The organism is Actinomadura sp. K4S16 (assembly GCF_008327685.1).
Classification (GTDB): domain Bacteria; phylum Actinomycetota; class Actinomycetes; order Streptosporangiales; family Streptosporangiaceae; genus Spirillospora.
Genome location: NZ_BDDE01000010.1, coordinates 385051 through 401407, shown reverse-complemented (window position 1 = coordinate 401407; position 16357 = coordinate 385051). Strand labels below are relative to the sequence as shown.

The following is a 16357-nucleotide window of genomic DNA, read 5'->3' as shown; positions in this document are numbered from 1 at the left end:
TGCACGGGCCGGTCGCGGACTTTGCGAAGTCCGCGACCGGCCTTGGCGTTTCCCACAGGGAGCGGGGGTCAACACTGGAAAGAGTCCTCGTCCCCGGGAGGCCGGAATGTTCGACCTGATGACCCGCCACTGGTGGGTTCTCGCGCTGCGCGGCACATTCGCGATCATCTTCGGCATCGTCGCCTGGGTGTGGCCGGGCATCACCGTCTTCGCGCTGGTCCTGCTGTTCGGCGCGTACGCCCTGGTGGACGGCGTGTTCGCGGTGGCCCAGGCGATCCGCGGCACCTCCGGCGGGCCGCGCGGGCTGCTGGCCCTGTCCGGGGCCGCCGGGGTCGCGCTCGGCATCGCGGCGCTGGTGTGGCCCGGCATCACCGCGTTCGTCCTGCTGATGCTGATCGCCGCCTGGGCGGTCGCCACCGGCGTGCTGGAGATCGGGGTCGCGCTCGCGCTGCGCAAGGAGCTGAAGGGCGAGTGGGCGTACGTCCTCACCGGCGCCGTCTCGCTGATCTTCGGGATCATGCTGTTCGCCTGGCCCGTCTCCGGGGCGATCGCCATCGTCTGGCTGATCGGGCTGCTGGCCGTCCTGACCGGCGCCGCCATGATCGGCGCGGCCTTCAGGCTCCGCAGGCTCGGCCAGGTGGCCGAGCGGCCCGGCGGCACGAGCCCGGCCGCCCACCACTTCTAGGCGGGCCCCGCCCCGGCCCGGCCTGATCACGGCCGGGCCCGACCCTCGGCCGCCCGGTGCGGCGGGCCGCACGACGGAACCTCAAGTGCAGTTGAGGAACGCGTAGGATGCGGTGCATGACGCGGCTGGAGCACCGGGTGCACGAACTGACCGTCGGGCAGCTCGCCGAGCGGAGCGGCGTGGCCGTCTCGGCGCTGCACTTCTACGAGTCCAAGGGGCTGATCAGGAGCCGCCGCACGGCGGGCAACCAGCGGCGGTTCAGCCGGGACACGCTCCGCCGCGTCTCGTTCATCAAGGTCTCCCAGCGCGTCGGGATCCCGCTCAGCGACATCCGCGAGGCGCTCGCCACCCTCCCCGAGGAGCGCACCCCCACCGCGGCGGACTGGGCGCGGCTGTCGGAGGCGTGGCGCAGCGACCTCGATCAGCGCATCCGGCAGCTCGAACGGCTCCGCGACGACCTCACCGAGTGCATCGGCTGCGGCTGCCTGTCGATCAGCAAGTGCGCGCTGGCCAACCCCTACGACCGGCTCGGGGACGAGGGACCGGGCCCGCGCCGGCTGCTCGTCCGCGCCGGCGCGGGCGAGGCCGCGCCCCGCCCGGCGGGCGGGACGCGCCACGCCCCGCCCGACGACGGCTGCGAGGGCCCCTGCCCTCCGGAGGGCGGCCCCGCCTAGCGGCCCCGCCTAGCGGCGGCGGGGGTCGCGGCCGTGCGGGTCGATGCGCCGTGGGGCCGGCTCCCGCCCCGCCGGCTGCGTCACCGGCGGGCACACCGGGATCTGCTCGATCGGCAGCTCGACGGGCTCGTCGGCGAGGGTGAACCGCTCGCCGTGGTGCCACAGCGTGAGGCCCTTGCCGTCCAGCAGCTCGTAGCGGGCCGCCTCACCGGTCACGCTGACCTTGATCCGGTTGCCCCGGTACCGCATCCGGAACGCCAGCCGGCTGATCCCGCCGGGCAGCCGCGGGGCGAACCGCAGCGTGCCCTTGCCCGCCCGCATGCCGCCGAACCCGGCGACGAGCCCGCTCCACGCGCCCGCCATCGAGGCGATGTGCAGGCCGTCGCGGGTGTTGTGGTTGAGGTCGTGCAGGTCCATCAGCGCGGTCTCGCCGAGGTAGTCGTGCGCCAGCTCCAGCTGGCCGACCTCGGCGGCGACGACCGCCTGCGTCTGCGCCGACAGGGAGGAGTCGCGGACGGTCAGGCCCTCGTAGTAGGCGAAGTCGCGCTCCTTCTGCTCGTCGGTGAACGCGTCCCCGCACAGGTGCAGGGCGAGCACCAGGTCCGCCTGCTTGACCACCTGCTTGCGGTAGAGGTCGAAGTACGGGTAGTTGAGCAGCAGGGGATAGTGGTCGGGCTTGGTCGCCGAGAAGTCCCAGCGGGCGTGGTTGGTGAAGCTCTCGCTCTGCGGGTGGACGCCGAGCCGCTCGTCGTAGGGGATGAGCATCGCCGCCGCCGCGTCCCGCCACGACGCCGCCTCCTCGGCGTTCACGCCGAGCCGGTCGGCCACGTCCGGGTGGCGCATCGCCGTCTCGGCGGCCTCCTGGAGGTTCCGGCGCGCCATCAGGTTGGTGTAGACGTTGTTGTCCACGACCGCGCTGTACTCGTCGGGGCCGGTGACGCCGTCGATGCGGAACACCCCGCCCACGTCGTGGTGGCCGAGGCTCCGCCACAGCCGGGCCGTCTGCACCAGGATGTCGAGGCCGATCTCCCGCTCGAACTGCTCGTCCTGCGTGGCGTCCACGTACCGGACGACGGCGTCGGAGATGTCGGCGTTGATGTGGAACGCGGCCGTGCCCGCGGGCCAGTAGCCCGAGCACTCGTGCCCGCGGATCGTCCGCCAGGGGAACGCGGCGCCCTCCAGGCCGAGCTGGTTGGCACGGTCCCGTGCCAGCGGCAGCGTCATGTGCCGCCAGGCCAGGGCGTCGGCCGCGGCGCCGGGGGAGGTGTAGGTGAGGACCGGCAGCACGAACGTCTCGGTGTCCCAGAACGTGTGCCCGTCGTAGCCCGGCCCCGTCAGCCCCTTGGCCGGGATCATGCGGCGCTCCGCGCGGGCGCCCGCCTGCAGCACGTGGAACAGCCCGAACCTGACCGCCTGCTGGATCTCGGCGTCGCCGTCGACCTCGACGTCCGCGCCCTCCCAGAACTCGTCGAGGTACTCGCGCTGCTCGTCCAGCAGGCCCTGCCAGCCGGTCTGCCGCGCGCCCGCCAGCGCCCCCACCACCTGGTCGTGCAGCGCGGGGCGCGACCGCCGGCTGGACCAGCCGTAGGAGATGTACTTGACGATGCGCAGCCGCTGCCCCGGCTCCAGCCGTGTCGCGACCGTCAGCCGCCCCACGTCCTTGGAGCTCTCGGTGTCGATCGCCATCGACTCCGGGCCCTCGATGTCGTGCGACATCCCCGCGGCCATCCGCAGGCCGCTCTGCCGCGTCCGGTGCAGCAGCAGCACCTTCGTGCCGTTGGAGACGTGCTCCTCGCTGACGAGCGGGCTGCTCAGGATCGCCGAGGCGCGCGGGTCCTTGCCGCCGCCGGGCAGCGCCTCGTTGGCCACCAGCTCCGACTGGGCGACCACCCGGACCGCCGCGTCGACCGGCTCGACCTCGTAGCAGATCGCCGCCACGGCCCGCTGGGTCAGCGACACCATCCGGACCGACGTCACCCTGATCGTCCGGTCGGCGGGGGACGTCCACTCCACGTGCCGGGTCAGCGTCCCCGCGCGCATGTCGAGGATCCGCTCGTGGTGGTGGAGGCGGCCGTAGCGCACGTCGAGCGGCTCGTCGTCGACGAGCAGCCGGATCACCTTGCCGTTGGTGACGTTGATGACCGTCTGGCCCATCTCGGGGTAGCCGTAGGCGGTCTCGGCGTGCGGCAGCGGGCGCTGCTCGTAGAAGGAGTTCAGGTAGGTGCCGGGCAGCCCGTGCGGTTCGCCCTCGTCGAGGTTGCCGCGCATGCCGACGTGCCCGTTGGAGAGGGCGAACACCGACTCGGTCTGGGCCAGCCGGTCGAGCCGCAGCTCCGGCTCGCGCACGCACCAGGGCTCGACCGAGAACACGGGTCGGTCGGCGTTCATCTGGCTGTCGCTCACGGCGCCTCCAGCAGTTCGGACAGGTCGTCGACCACCACGTCGGCGCCGTTCTCGGCGAGCGCCTTCGCGTGCTCGTCGCCGACCCGGTTGACGCCGACGACGTAGGCGAACCCGCCGGCCCGGCCCGCCTGGACGCCGGCGAGCGCGTCCTCGAAGACGACGGCCTTCTCGGCCGGGACGCCCAGCTCCTCGGCGCCCGCGAGGAACGTGTCGGGGGCGGGCTTGCCGGGCAGGTGCCGCTCCGCCGCGACGACGCCGTCCACGCGCGCGTCGAACAGGTCGGTGATGCCCGCCGTCCGCAGGACCTGGACGGTGTTGGCGCTGGAGGAGACCACGGCCGTCTTCAGCCCGGCCTCGCGCGCCTTGCGGACGTAGTCGATCGACCCGTCGAACGTCTCGACGCCCTTCTCCTCGATGAGCTTCAGGACGAGGGCGTTCTTGCGGGTCCCGAGGCCCCTGACGGTCTCCTTCTCGGGCGGATCGTCCGGGTCGCCCTCGGGCAGCGTGATGCCGCGCGACTCCAGGAAGGAGCGCGTCCCGTCCTCGCGCCGCTTGCCGTCGACGTACCGGCCGTAGTCGCGCACGGGGTCGAACTCGGTGAACGGCTCACCGGTCCGCTCCGCGCGCTCGCGCAGGTAGCCGTCGAACATCTCCTTCCACGCCGCCGCGTGAACGGCGGCGGTACGGGTCAGCACCCCGTCGAGATCGAAGAGACACGCGGCCGCCCCGTCCGGCAGTCCCAGCATCGCACCCCCTGGCAGATGGCAGTATCGAAGTGATCCTTTTAAGCGCGACCCGTTCCCGCGCCGAGCGCGGACATGCGGGCCCGGGCGCTCGAACGGGGGGATCATGAGCCGCGTACAACCCCTTGGCCAGGGTCGCACACGAGGAGGAGTCAGCCAATGCACAAGGCGCGAATCGGTGTCACCGGACTCGCGGTGATGGGACGGAACCTGGCCCGCAACCTCGCCCGGCACGGGCACCCGGTGGCCGTGCACAACCGCACGTCCGCCCGGACCAAGGCGCTGGTGGAGGAGTTCGGCGGCGAGGGGACGTTCCTGCCGGCGGAGACGCCGGAGCAGTTCGTCGAGTCCCTGGAGCGGCCACGGCGGCTCGTCATCATGGTGAAGGCGGGCGGTCCGACCGACGCCGTCATCGACGAGTTCGCGCCGCTGCTCGAACCCGGCGACATGATCGTGGACGGCGGCAACGCCAACTTCGCCGACACCCGCCGCCGGGAGGCCGCGCTCCGCGAGCGCGGGATCCACTTCGTCGGCACCGGCATCTCCGGCGGCGAGGAGGGCGCGCTGCACGGCCCGAGCATCATGCCGGGCGGCTCCGCGGAGTCCTATGAGGCGCTCGGCCCGCTGCTGGAGGACATCTCCGCCAAGGTCGACGGGACGCCCTGCTGCGTCCACGTCGGCCCCGACGGCGCCGGGCACTTCGTGAAGATGGTGCACAACGGCATCGAGTACGCCGACATGCAGCTGATCGCCGAGTCCTACGACCTGCTGCGGCACGCCGCCGGGCTCGCGCCCGCCGAGATCGCCGAGGTCTTCCGCACCTGGAACACCGGCCGCCTGGAGTCCTACCTGATCGAGATCACCGCCGAGGTCCTCGCGCACACCGACGCCGCGACCGGCAAGCCGTTCGTGGACGTCGTCCTGGACCAGGCCGAGCAGAAGGGCACCGGCCGCTGGACCGTGCAGACCGCCCTCGACCTCGGCGTGCCCGTCGGCGGCATCGCCGAGGCCGTGTTCGCCCGGTCCGTGTCCGGCCACGCCGCCCTGCGCGAGGCCGCGCGGGGCCTGCCCGGGCCGTCCCGCACGGCCGTCGCGGGCTCCGGCTTCGCCGACGCCGTGGAGAAGGCCCTGTACGCCTCGAAGATCGTCGCGTACGCGCAGGGGTTCCACGAGATCCAGGCGGGCAGCGCCGAGTACGGCTGGAACATCGACCTCGGCGCGATGGCCACGATCTGGCGCGGCGGCTGCATCATCCGGGCCCGCTTCCTGGACCGCATCCGGGCCGCCTACGAGGCCGACCCGGAGACGCCGACGCTGCTGACCGACGACCACTTCGCCGAGGCCGTCGGCGACGCGCAGGACGCCTGGCGCGAGGTGGTCGCCACCGCCGCGCGCCTCGGCATCCCCGCGCCCGGCTTCTCCACCGCCCTGGCCTACTACGACTCGCTGCGCGCCGACCGCCTGCCGGCCGCGCTCACCCAGGGCCAGCGCGACTTCTTCGGAGCCCACACCTACCGCCGCACCGACCGCGACGGCTCCTTCCACACCCTGTGGGGCGGCGACCGCACCGAGGTGGGCGCCTGACGGTCAGCCCTCCAGGCCCGCCGGGAACGCGAGCGCGCTCGCCTTCCCGGCCCCTGGGGCAGAGACCGCGAGGACGGCGGCGCGGTCGCGGGTCACGACTCGTCGTCGGCGTCGAGTTCGACGCCCGCGATCGGGTTGCCGTCGCGGGTCCCGCTTTCGGCGTCGCTCTCGTAGCCCTCATCGGCGCTGTCGGTGCCGGGGACGACCCGCTCGTGCGGCTGGTCCTCCCGCCCCGAACCGGCCCCGGGCCCCCGCTTCTCCGGCTCCCTCTCCTCCATCGCTCGGCTCCTCTCGTGCGCCTCGTTTCGTTCCGCCCTTTCTTGCCGATCGGTCCGCCCCTAACCACCCGCGGGGCCGCCCCGGCCTAAGGTCGTGGGGTGGAGATTCCAGGGACCGACGAGATCCGGGCCTTGCACGAGCGGTACGCGCCCGGGGCCGCGGCGTTCGAGGCGGTATGGACGCACTGCGTCATCGTGAGCGAGATCGCCGAGCGGCTCGTGGAGGAGGCCGGGCTCGCGGTCGACGCCGACCTCGTGCGGGCCGGGTGCCTGCTGCACGACCTCGGCGTCTACCGGCTGTACGGCCCGTCGGGGCAGATCGACCTCACGGGATACGTCCGGCACGGGGTGCTCGGCCACGCCATACTCCGGGAGGAGGGGTTCCCCGAGGAGATCTGCCGGTTCTGCTCGTGCCACACCGGTGTCGGCCTGACCCGCGACGACATCGCGCGGCAGGGGCTCCCGGTGCCCCCGGGCGACTACGTGGCCGTGACCGGGGAGGAGCGGCTCGTCATGTACGCCGACAAGTTCCACAGCAAGACCGAACCGCCGACCTTCGTGTCCGCCGGCACCTATGCCGGACGCGTCCGGCGGTACGGGGAGGACAAGGTCACCGTGTTCGAGGCCATGCGGGAGTCCTTCGGCGAGCCCGACCTCGGCCCCCTCATGGAGAAGTACGGCCACGGGGTGGTCTAGGACGCGGGGCGCCGTCACCAGGGCACGGGGTGCCATCACCAGGACGCGGGGCGCCGTCCGGCGCGGGCAGTGGGCGATCGGGGGCAGGATGGAGGGGTGAGCCTTATCGATGAGCTTCCTTCCGGAAACGACGCCGACGCCGACTCGCTCTTCGAGGCGTTCGAGCGGTGGGTGTCGGGACGCGGGATCACCCTGTACCCCGCCCAGGAGGAGGCGCTCATCGAGGTGGTCTCCGGCGCGAACGTGATCCTGTCGACGCCGACCGGGTCGGGCAAGAGCCTGGTGGCGGCGGGGGCGCTGTTCGCGGCGCTCGGCAAGGACCAGGTCGGGTTCTACACGGCGCCGATCAAGGCGCTGGTGTCGGAGAAGTTCTTCGACCTGTGCGAGATGTTCGGGCGCGACAACGTCGGGATGATGACCGGCGACGCCAGCGTGAACGCCGACGCGCCGATCATCTGCTGCACGGCCGAGGTGCTGGCGAACATCGCGCTCAGGGACGGCGCGGACGCCGACATCGGCGTGGTCGTGATGGACGAGTTCCACTTCTACGCCGAGCCCGAGCGGGGATGGGCGTGGCAGATCCCGCTGCTGGAGCTGCCGCAGGCCCAGTTCCTGCTCATGTCGGCCACCCTGGGGGACGTCTCGTTCTTCCAGAAGGACCTGGCGCGGCGGACGGGGCGGCCGACGGCCCTGGTGACCTCGGCGGAGCGGCCCGTCCCTCTCATCTACGACTACCGGGTCACGCCGCTGCACGAGACGATCGAGGAGCTGCTGGCCGAGCAGAAGGCGCCGATCTACCTGGTGCACTTCACGCAGGCGGCGGCGATCGAGCGGGCGCAGGCGCTGATGAGCATCAACGTGTGCACCAAGGCGGAGAAGGCGCGGATCGCCGAGCTGATCGGCAACTTCCGGTTCACCACGAAGTTCGGGCGCAACCTGTCGCGGTTCGTCCGGCACGGCATCGGCGTCCACCACGCCGGGATGCTGCCCAAGTACCGGCGGCTGGTGGAGCGGCTCGCGCAGGCCGGGCTGCTCAAGGTCATCTGCGGGACCGACACCCTGGGGGTGGGGGTGAACGTCCCGATCAGGACCGTCGTCTTCACCGCGCTCAGCAAGTACGACGGGCACCGGGTGCGGCGGCTGAGGGCGCGGGAGTTCCACCAGATCGCCGGCCGGGCGGGGCGGGCCGGCTTCGACACGGTCGGGTTCGTCGTCGCGCAGGCGCCCGAGCACGTGGTGGAGAACGAGAAGGCCCTGGCCAAGGCCGGCGACGACCCGAAGAAGCGGCGCAAGGTCCAGCGCAAGAAGCCGCCGGAGGGGTTCGTCGGCTGGGACGAGGACGTCTTCAAGAAGCTGCAGGAGGCCGAGCCGGAGATGCTCCGGTCCCGTTTCCAGGTCAGCCACGCGATGCTGCTGTCGGTGATCGCGCGGCCGGGCAACGCGTTCCAGGCCATGAAGCGGCTGCTGACCGACAACCACGAGGAGCCCGCGGCGCGGCGCAGGCACATCTCCCGGGCCATCGCGATCTACCGGTCGCTGCTGGCGGGCGGCGTCGTCGAGGTGCTGCCGGAGCCGGACGACGTCGGCCGGTACGCCCGCATCACCGTCGACCTCCAGGAGGACTTCGCGCTCAACCAGGCGCTGTCGACGTTCGCGCTCGCGGCCTTCGAGATCCTCGACCCGGCGTCGCCGTCGTACGCGCTGGACGTCCTGTCGGTGATCGAGGCGACGCTGGAGGACCCGCGGCAGATCATCGCCGCGCAGCTCAACCGGGCGCGGGGCGAGGCCGTCCAGGAGATGAAGGCCGAGGGCATCGAGTACGAGGAGCGGATGGAGCTGCTCCAGGACGTCGACCACCCGAAGCCGCTGGAGGAGGAGCTCGGCGCCGCCTACGAGGTGTACCGGGCCGGGCACCCGTGGGTCGGCGACCACCCGCTGCGCCCGAAGTCGGTCGTGCGCGACATGTACGAGCGGGCGATGACGTTCACCGAGTACATCGGCTTCTACGAGCTGGCGCGGGGCGAGGGCCTCGTCCTGCGGTACCTGTCGGGGGCCTACAAGGCGCTCCAGCAGACCGTCCCGGAGTCGATCAAGACCGACGACCTGATCGACCTGATCGAGTGGCTGGGCGAGCTGGTCCGGCAGGTCGACTCCAGCCTGCTGGACGAGTGGGAGCAGCTCGCCAACCCCGCCGCCGAGGACCTGGACGAGCCGATCGAGGAGCGGGTCACCAAGGTGACCGCGAACGCGCGGGCGTTCCGCGTGCTGGTGCGCAACGCGATGTTCCGGCGGGTCGAGCTGGCCGCGCTGGAGCGCTACGGCGAGCTGGGCGCGCTGGACCCCGACTTCGGCGCCGACGCCTGGGCCGAGGCCATGGACCGCTACTTCGAGGAGCACGACGAGCTGCTCACCGGGGCCGACGCGCGGGGGCCGAAGCTGCTCCAGATCGAGGAGGTCCCGGAGGACGCCCTGTGGCGGGTCCGGCAGGTGTTCGACGACCCCGCGGGGCACCACGACTGGGGCATCAGCGCCGAGGTCGACCTCGCGGGTTCCGACCAGGAGGGCGAGGCCGTCGTCCGGGTGACCGGCGTCGACCGGATGTAGGAGGCAGCGGATGGTGCGGGTGGCGGTGGCGCAGTTCGCGCCCGGAACCGACAAGGACGAGAACCTCGCGGCGATCGGCGGGCTGGCCGCCGAGGCGGCCGGGCAGGGCGCGCGGGTCGTGGTCCTGCCCGAGTTCGCCATGTTCACCGCGCCGAGGATGGACCGGCGGTTCGTCGACTCGTCCGAGCCGCTGGACGGTCCGTTCGTGCGCGGCCTCGGCGACCTGGCCCGGCGGCACGGCGTCCACGTCGTCGCGGGCGTGAACGAGCGGCTGGACGACGACCCGGACCGGATCTCCAACACCCTCGTCGCCGTCGCCCCAGGCGGGGACGTCGTCGCCGAGTACCGCAAGATCCACCTGTACGACGCGTTCGGGTACGAGGAGTCGGCGCTGGTGCGGCCCGGCGGGATCGGCGAGCCGGAGACCTTCGCCGTCGACGGCGTCACGTTCGGCATGCAGACCTGCTACGACGTCCGGTTCCCCGAGGTGACGCGGCGGATCGTGGACGCGGGCGCCGACGTGCTGGCGCTGCCCGCCGAGTGGGTGCCGGGCCCGCTCAAGGAGGACCACTGGCGGACGCTCGTGCGGGCCCGCGCGATCGAAAACACGATCTACGTGGCGGCCGCCGACCAGTGCGCCCCGACGGGCGCCGGCAACAGCATGGTCGTCGACCCGATGGGCGTCGTCGTGGCCGCGCTGGGGGAGGGGACCGGCGTCGTGTCCGGGGACGTCTCGCCCGAGCGGATCAAGGCCGTCCGGGCGAAGAACCCGGCGCTCGACCTGCGCCGTTTCACCGTCACCGAGTCCGGCTAGCGGCCCCCGCCGCGCGGGGACCGGCTCCCGGGCCCTTGACAAATGAGTGAGTGCTCACTCAAATGGAGGTGTCCGGCGGCGAACGGGAGGCGGGCAGATGGCTGATCGGCGGTTCAGGTTCGCGGTGATGGCCGCGTGGGCGCGGGACGGCGCGGACTGGGCGGCGCAGGCGCGGCGCGCCGAGGAGCTCGGATACGCGACGCTGCTGACCCCCGACACCTCGGGCACGGCGATGCCCGCGGCGTCCCTCGCCGCGGCGGCGGGCGCCACGACGACGCTGCGGGTCGGCACGTTCGTGCTCTCCGCCGCGACCCGCCCGCCGCACATGATCGCCTGGGAGGCCGCCTCGATGGCGTTCGCCACCGGGGACCGGTTCGAACTCGGGATCGGCGCCGGGCGGCCCGGCGGCGAGGACGACGCCGCGCTGTTCGGCGTCCCGTACGGGTCGGGCGCCGAGCGGCTGGCCAGGGTGGAGCGGGTGCTCGACGCGGTCGCGCGCCCGCCGGAGCGCCTGTTCGCGGGGACGGGCCGCGCGCCGCGCGTGCTCGTCGCCGCGTCGCGGCGCCGGATGCTGGAGCTGGCCGCCCGGCGGGCCGACACGGTCGCGTTCGGGGTGCCGCCGATGACCGACGACGTGCGGCTGGCCGAGTACGTGGAGATCGTCCGGAAGGCGGCGGGCGAGCGGTTCGACGACCTCGAGCTGTGCACGCAGGTCCACGTCGTCGGCGACGAGGTGCCGGAGTGGCTGAGCCGGCAGATGAACGTGGACACCGCCGCCCTGGCGAGTTCCGCCGCGATCGCGAAGCTCTCCGGGACGCCCCGCGAGATGGCCGACACGCTCGCCCGCCGGCGGGACGAGCTGGGCGTGTCATACGTGTCGGTCGCCTCCGCGTTCGCCGAGGAATTCGCGCCGGTGGTGGAGCTGCTCGCGGGCCGCTGACCCGCACGCGAACCTTCGGGGGCCGACCCGGAACTCACGGCCCGCGCGGGGAGTCGTAAATGATCGTGAATTCCAACAGCCACGACATCATCGGCACCGCCCTCGTAGACGCGTTCGCGCAGCGCGGTTATCAGGCGGCGCTGCCCGACCCCGACACCGTCGCCGTCACGCTCAGGGACGGCACCCGTGTGCAGGCGGGCATCGCGGAATGGCGGGCGCACGCCGGGCGGAACCCGAGGTCCGCGCTGCCGGGCATCGCGGCCCAGTACGCCGACCAGGCGGTGCAGGCGCTCGAGCGGCGCCCGGCTCCGCCTCCGGCCGGCGGAACGCCCGACGTCATGAGCCTGCGCGTCCGGCTCTATCCCGAGGAGGCGCTCGACGAGCGGATGCGGGCCGCCCTCGTGACCCGGCCGCTCGCACCCGGGCTGCTCCAGACCGTCGTCATGGACTATCCGGACTCGATCGTGCCGCTCAACCGGGTGGACCTCGGCGGCCTGCCCGAGGCCGAGGCGTTCGGTCACGCGCTGACGCAGTCGATCGAGCGGGAGCCCCACTACGTCCAGGCCACCGACGTGCAGGGCATCAAGATCGCGAACATCGGCGAGCAGCACCGCTACATCGGCGCGCACGTCCAGGTCCTGCGGCGCTACTTCCCCGGGCCGCTGCCGTTCGGCGCACTGGTCGCGTTCCCGCTCCCGGAGTACGTCATGGTCCACGAGATCGGGACCGAGCAGCACCTGGTCCTCGCCATGAAGACCGTCCAGGACGCCGCGGCCAGGCTCGCCGGCACGGGGGAGAAGCCGATCAGCCCGCAGGTGTACTGGTGGCGGCCGGGCGACTACGAGGCCCTGCCCGAGCGCGACGCCCTGTTCGGCGGGCGCGTCCCGGACCTGCGGCCCGTGGGCGTCCAGGTCGAGCAGGGCGGGGAGCGCCTCCAGGTCGGACTCGTCGGCGACCACACCGCCGCGCTGGTGCAGGGCTGGGAGGCGGCGCGCCGCTGAGCGCGGCCGGGGCGTCCCGAAGACCAGGCGGGGGTATCGAGGTGGCAACGTCGCGGCTATTTTCCGTGTCCGGTCGGCTGCTAAGCGTGACCATCGGAGGGTGCGCCTTTCCTCCAGCCTTCCGCCCGCCGGCTTCACCCGCGGCGCGCCCCGGCCGCCCGCCCGGCGCCGGCGCCGCCGGTCGGTGGCCGTCGCGGCGCTCGCCGTCGCCGCGGGGCTCCTCCTCGTGATCGCCTACGGGACGACGCGGCTCGCCCCGGCCCGTTCGGTGGACAGCGTCACCGTTCCCGCGCCGCCCGCCATGCCCTCGTCCGCCTCCTCGCCGCCGCCCGGACGGGACGTCGCGGCGCCCCGCGAGGCGGATCACCGTCACCGCCGCCACGCCGGGCAGAAGAAGCGGGCCCGTCCCCGCAAGCAGGACGCCCCGCCGCGCAGGCACCACCGCCCCGTGCGGCGGCCGCACAGGCCCGCGGTGCGCAGGCCGCCGAAAGCCGCTCGGCCCGCGCCCCCGCAGTGGATAACGAACGAGTGCAAGCGGCGCTACCCCTACGATCCCGCCCGCAGCGCCGCCTGCGTCGGCATGCTCACCGGCGTCTTCGGCCGCTGACCGGCCGAGGACCGGGCGCTCAGGCCGGTGCGCTCAGGCCGCCTTGGACGTCAGCAGGCGGCGGACCTCGGCGCGCAGCGCCTCGAGGTCGACCCCGGCCTCGGCGGCCAGCCGGGCCGACAGGAAGTCCTCGTCGTGCAGGAGGCCGAGCAGGAGGTGGCCGCTGCGGATCTCCTTCTGCCGGAGCCGGATCGCGTGCCGGAGGCTCAGTTCCAGCGCCTTCTTGGCCTTCGGTGTGAAGGGGATGTGGCCCCGGCGGTACCGGTCGATCTTGCCGGCGGGGACGTCGAGGGCGCCCTCGCCGAAGCTCTGCTCGGTGGCCTCCCGGACGGCGTCCAGGTCGATCCCGATGCTGCGCAAGGCGTCGGAGTCGAGGACTTCGCCCCCCGCGCGGTTGACGCGGGCGATCCGGGCCCGCAGGTCCTCCGGGTCGAGCCCGTGCTCGCGCAGCGCGCGTCCCGTGGCGTTCTCGGCGCCCGCCAGGGTGAGCAGGACGTGCTCAGTGCCGATGTGGCGGTCGCTCAGGGCGCGGGCCTCGGCCTGGGCGCCGGTGACCGCCTGCCGCGCGTCCGCGGTGAAACGCTCGAACATCTCCCTACTGCTCCTTCTTGAGAATTCGGCGGCCTGAGCCGTGCTTCTTGTGGACGGCCTGCCTGCTCACGCCGAGGCAGACGGCGATCTCCTGCCAGGACCAGCCCTGGTCGCGGGCGCTGGCGACCTGGAGGGCCTCCAGCCGCTCGGCCAGCTCGCGCAGCGCGCGCACGGCCCGCAGCCCCACCGCGGGATCCCGGCTGCTCGCCTCCTGGGCGAGCGTCACTCCATCGCTCATGGCTGTCAATGTAGGTTGACACTCGCGCCGTGTCAACCAACGTTGACATCGGTGGGGGTGTCAGCGCACGGCCAGCAGCGTGGTGAGCAGGTCGTCCAGGCTGACCAGGCCGGCGACGCGGCCGTCCGGCGCGACGGCGAGGCCGAGGTGGCTGTGGCCGGCCTTCAGGGTGGCGACGGCCTCGCCGACGGGGGTGCCGACCGGCATCGCCGGGACGGGGTGCGCCAGGTCCCGGGCGGGGGTGGTGCGGCCCCGCGCGCGGGCCACGAAGGCGTCCCGGACGTGCACCATGCGGGCCTGCCCCGGCCGCCCGGCGCCGCGCAGCATGAGCCGGGTGTGGCCGGTGCGGGCGGCCGTGTCGATGACCTCCTGCGGGGTCGCGTCCGGCGCGACCGACACGATGTCGGAGACCGGCACGACGAGGCCGGACAGCGGGGCGCGCGGCGCGTCCAGCGCGGCGGTGATCAGGGTCAGCTCGCCCTGCTCGATCAGCCCCAGCCGCCGCGACTCCTGGGCGATGCTGCGCAGCTGCTCGGGGGTGCGCGACACCTCCCGCGAGTCGGCGGGGCGGATGCCCACCAGCCGCAGCAGCAGGTTCGTCGTGCCGTTCAGCGCGGCCAGCACGGGGCGGGCGGCGGTGGCGAACGCGCGGAACGGCAGGCCCAGCACGCTCGCGGAGCGCTCCGGGTCGGCGATCGCCCACGACTTCGGCGCCATCTCGCCGACGACCATGTGCAGGAACGTCACGAGCGCGAGGGCCAGCACGAACGCGACCGCGTGCGCCGCGCCCTCCGGCAGGCCGGCGGCGTGGAACGGCGGCGTGAGGGCACCCGCGAACACCGGTTCGGACACCAGGCCGAGCCCGAGCGAGCACATCGTGATGCCGAGCTGCGCCCCGGCGAGGGTCAGCGACAGCTCGTCGATCCCCGCGACGGCCGCGCCGGCGCCCCGCCCGCCGCGCGCGGCCGACCGCTCCAGCCGCGGCCGCCGCGCCGCCACCAGCGCGAACTCGGTGGCCACGAAGAACCCGTTGCCCGCCAGCAGCGCCAGCGTGACCGGAGCGCCCAGCGCGAGGTTCATCGGCCCTCCTCCACGGTGCGGATGCGGATCAGCTCCGGCACGTGCCGGTGGATCGTCAGGACCTCCACCACGGCGGTGCGGGCGGGCTCGTCCAGCGTGGTCGGCGCCAGCTCCACCCGGACGACGTCGCCCGGCCGCGCGACCCGGCCGAGCCGCTTCATCAGCAGCCCCGCGACGGTCTCGTAGTCGCCCTCCGGCAGCGCGATGCCCGTCTCGTGGGCGACCTCGTCCATCCGCAGTCCCGCGTCGGTCGTCCACCACTCGCCGCTGCGGATCGCGAGCTCCTCGCCCGGCTCGTTCTCGTCGGCGATCTCCCCGACCAGCTCCTCGGCGACGTCCTCCCAGGTGAGGATGCCGGCGAAGCCTCCGTACTCGTCCACCACGCAGGCGATGGGCACGCCCGCGCCCTGCAGCCGCAGCACCACCTCCGGCAGCGGCAGCGACGACGGCAGCAGCAGCGGCGGCCGGGCGATCGCGCCGACCTCGGTGCGCTCCGCCGCGCCCGGACCGAGCGCGACCAGCTCCTCCAGCCCGACGATCCCCACCACGTCGTCGACCCCCTCGCCGAGGACGGGGTAGCGGGTGTGCCCGCTCGCCGCGATCACGTCGCTCATCTCGGCGGCGCGCGCGGAGGCCGGTACGGTCACCACGTCGACCCGGGGCACCATGACCTCCTCGGCGTCCCGCTCGGAGAACACCAGGGCCCGCTCCAGCAGGTCGGCGTGGCCCGCCTGGAACTGCTCCCCGGACTCGCCGATCATGTGCCCGAGCTCCTCCAGCGTCGCGCCGTGCCGCAGCTCCTCCACCGGCTCGATGCCCACCGCGCGGACGAGCCGGTTCGCGGACACGTCGAACAGCTTGATCAACGGGCCCGCCACGGCCAGGTAGACCAGGGTGGACCCGGCCAGCGCGCGGGCCAGCGGCTCCGCCCTCGCCAGCGCCAGGTTCTTGGGGAACAGCTCGCCCAGCACCATCTGGATCACGGTGGCGAGGACGAACCCGAGCGCGACCGCCACCCCGCCGGACGCCGCCTCCGGGACCCCGGCCGCGTGCAGCGCCGGGGCGATCAGGTCGGCCAGCGCGGGCTTGGCGATGAAGCCCACGACCAGCGCGGTGACCGTGATGCCGAGCTGCGCGCCCGACAGCATGAACGACAGCCGCCCCATCACCTGCACCGCGCGCCCCGCGGCCCGGTCGCCCTCCGCCGCCCGCTGGTCGAGCGCCGGGCGGTCCGCGGTGACGAACGCGAACTCCTGCGCCACGAAGTAGCCGGTCGCGGCGGTCAGCACGAGGACGGCCAGCAGTCCGAGCGCGGCGTTCACCCGGGGTTCCTCCTCATGCGCGGCGGCTTCGAGATCACTTCTACCCCCGCCCGGGCCGACCCTCCCCGAGGCTTGGGACGGTTATCGACCGCTCTGT

General features: G+C 73.4%; 16 protein-coding genes. 9 read left to right on the top strand and 7 right to left on the bottom strand.

Translation table 11 applies throughout. The features are described 5' to 3' along the window. Positions 1 to 106 precede the first annotated feature (106 nt). Both K4S16_RS02620 and soxR read left to right on the top strand, forming a co-directional pair. Positions 107 to 685: an HdeD family acid-resistance protein gene (locus tag K4S16_RS02620; RefSeq protein ID WP_149257177.1), complete on the top strand. Its 579-nt coding sequence runs from the start codon at positions 107 to 109 to the stop codon at positions 683 to 685. 116 nt (positions 686 to 801) lie between these two features. Beyond that, positions 802 to 1359 (top strand): redox-sensitive transcriptional activator SoxR, encoded by a 558-nt coding sequence (gene soxR, locus K4S16_RS02615; protein ID WP_149257176.1) that lies wholly within the window; start codon positions 802 to 804, stop codon positions 1357 to 1359. A gap of 9 nt (positions 1360 to 1368) precedes the next feature. Here soxR and K4S16_RS02610 read toward each other — a convergent pair whose 3' ends face one another. Next, positions 1369 to 3762 (bottom strand): glycoside hydrolase family 65 protein, encoded by a 2394-nt coding sequence (locus K4S16_RS02610; RefSeq protein WP_235036517.1) that lies wholly within the window; start codon positions 3760 to 3762, stop codon positions 1369 to 1371. Beyond that, positions 3759 to 4508, bottom strand: a complete 750-nt coding sequence (locus K4S16_RS02605; protein ID WP_149257175.1) for an HAD family phosphatase — start codon at positions 4506 to 4508, stop codon at positions 3759 to 3761. The genes K4S16_RS02610 and K4S16_RS02605 overlap by 4 nt, the downstream gene beginning before the upstream one ends. A gap of 156 nt (positions 4509 to 4664) precedes the next feature. On the opposite strand from K4S16_RS02605, the gene gndA reads away from it, so the two are divergent. Further along, positions 4665 to 6089 (top strand): NADP-dependent phosphogluconate dehydrogenase, encoded by a 1425-nt coding sequence (gndA, locus tag K4S16_RS02600; RefSeq protein WP_149257174.1) that lies wholly within the window; start codon positions 4665 to 4667, stop codon positions 6087 to 6089. A gap of 92 nt (positions 6090 to 6181) precedes the next feature. Here gndA and K4S16_RS02595 read toward each other — a convergent pair whose 3' ends face one another. Then, complete coding sequence (locus K4S16_RS02595; RefSeq protein WP_149257173.1) at positions 6182 to 6367, bottom strand: hypothetical protein; 186 nt, start codon at positions 6365 to 6367, stop codon at positions 6182 to 6184. A 99-nt stretch (positions 6368 to 6466) separates the two neighbouring features. Here K4S16_RS02595 and K4S16_RS02590 point away from each other — a divergent pair, with 99 nt between their 5' ends. The 6 genes from K4S16_RS02590 (at position 6467) to K4S16_RS02565 (ending at position 13029) form a co-directional block, all read left to right on the top strand. After that, positions 6467 to 7063: an HD domain-containing protein gene (locus tag K4S16_RS02590; protein ID WP_149257172.1), complete on the top strand. Its 597-nt coding sequence runs from the start codon at positions 6467 to 6469 to the stop codon at positions 7061 to 7063. A gap of 96 nt (positions 7064 to 7159) precedes the next feature. Continuing rightward, positions 7160 to 9667: an RNA helicase gene (locus K4S16_RS02585; RefSeq protein WP_149257171.1), complete on the top strand. Its 2508-nt coding sequence runs from the start codon at positions 7160 to 7162 to the stop codon at positions 9665 to 9667. A 10-nt stretch (positions 9668 to 9677) separates the two neighbouring features. Next, positions 9678 to 10481 (top strand): carbon-nitrogen hydrolase family protein, encoded by an 804-nt coding sequence (locus K4S16_RS02580; protein ID WP_149257170.1) that lies wholly within the window; start codon positions 9678 to 9680, stop codon positions 10479 to 10481. Between the two features lie 97 nt (positions 10482 to 10578). Continuing rightward, positions 10579 to 11421 (top strand): LLM class flavin-dependent oxidoreductase, encoded by an 843-nt coding sequence (locus tag K4S16_RS02575; protein ID WP_149257169.1) that lies wholly within the window; start codon positions 10579 to 10581, stop codon positions 11419 to 11421. 59 nt (positions 11422 to 11480) lie between these two features. Then, positions 11481 to 12422: a hypothetical protein gene (locus K4S16_RS02570; protein ID WP_149257168.1), complete on the top strand. Its 942-nt coding sequence runs from the start codon at positions 11481 to 11483 to the stop codon at positions 12420 to 12422. A 100-nt stretch (positions 12423 to 12522) separates the two neighbouring features. After that, positions 12523 to 13029, top strand: a complete 507-nt coding sequence (locus tag K4S16_RS02565; protein WP_149257167.1) for a hypothetical protein — start codon at positions 12523 to 12525, stop codon at positions 13027 to 13029. Between the two features lie 33 nt (positions 13030 to 13062). On the opposite strand, the gene K4S16_RS46885 is transcribed toward K4S16_RS02565, so the two are convergent. The 4 genes from K4S16_RS46885 to K4S16_RS02545 are packed head-to-tail and all read right to left on the bottom strand — an operon-like array spanning position 13063 to position 16260. Beyond that, positions 13063 to 13620: a Clp protease N-terminal domain-containing protein gene (locus K4S16_RS46885; protein WP_149257166.1), complete on the bottom strand. Its 558-nt coding sequence runs from the start codon at positions 13618 to 13620 to the stop codon at positions 13063 to 13065. Between the two features lie 4 nt (positions 13621 to 13624). After that, positions 13625 to 13858 (bottom strand): helix-turn-helix domain-containing protein, encoded by a 234-nt coding sequence (locus tag K4S16_RS02555; RefSeq protein ID WP_200841653.1) that lies wholly within the window; start codon positions 13856 to 13858, stop codon positions 13625 to 13627. Between the two features lie 60 nt (positions 13859 to 13918). Then, positions 13919 to 14938: a hemolysin family protein gene (locus tag K4S16_RS02550; protein ID WP_149257164.1), complete on the bottom strand. Its 1020-nt coding sequence runs from the start codon at positions 14936 to 14938 to the stop codon at positions 13919 to 13921. Next, positions 14935 to 16260, bottom strand: a complete 1326-nt coding sequence (locus K4S16_RS02545) for a hemolysin family protein (protein WP_149257163.1) — start codon at positions 16258 to 16260, stop codon at positions 14935 to 14937. Before K4S16_RS02545 ends, K4S16_RS02550 begins: the two co-directional genes overlap by 4 nt. Positions 16261 to 16357 lie beyond the last annotated feature (97 nt).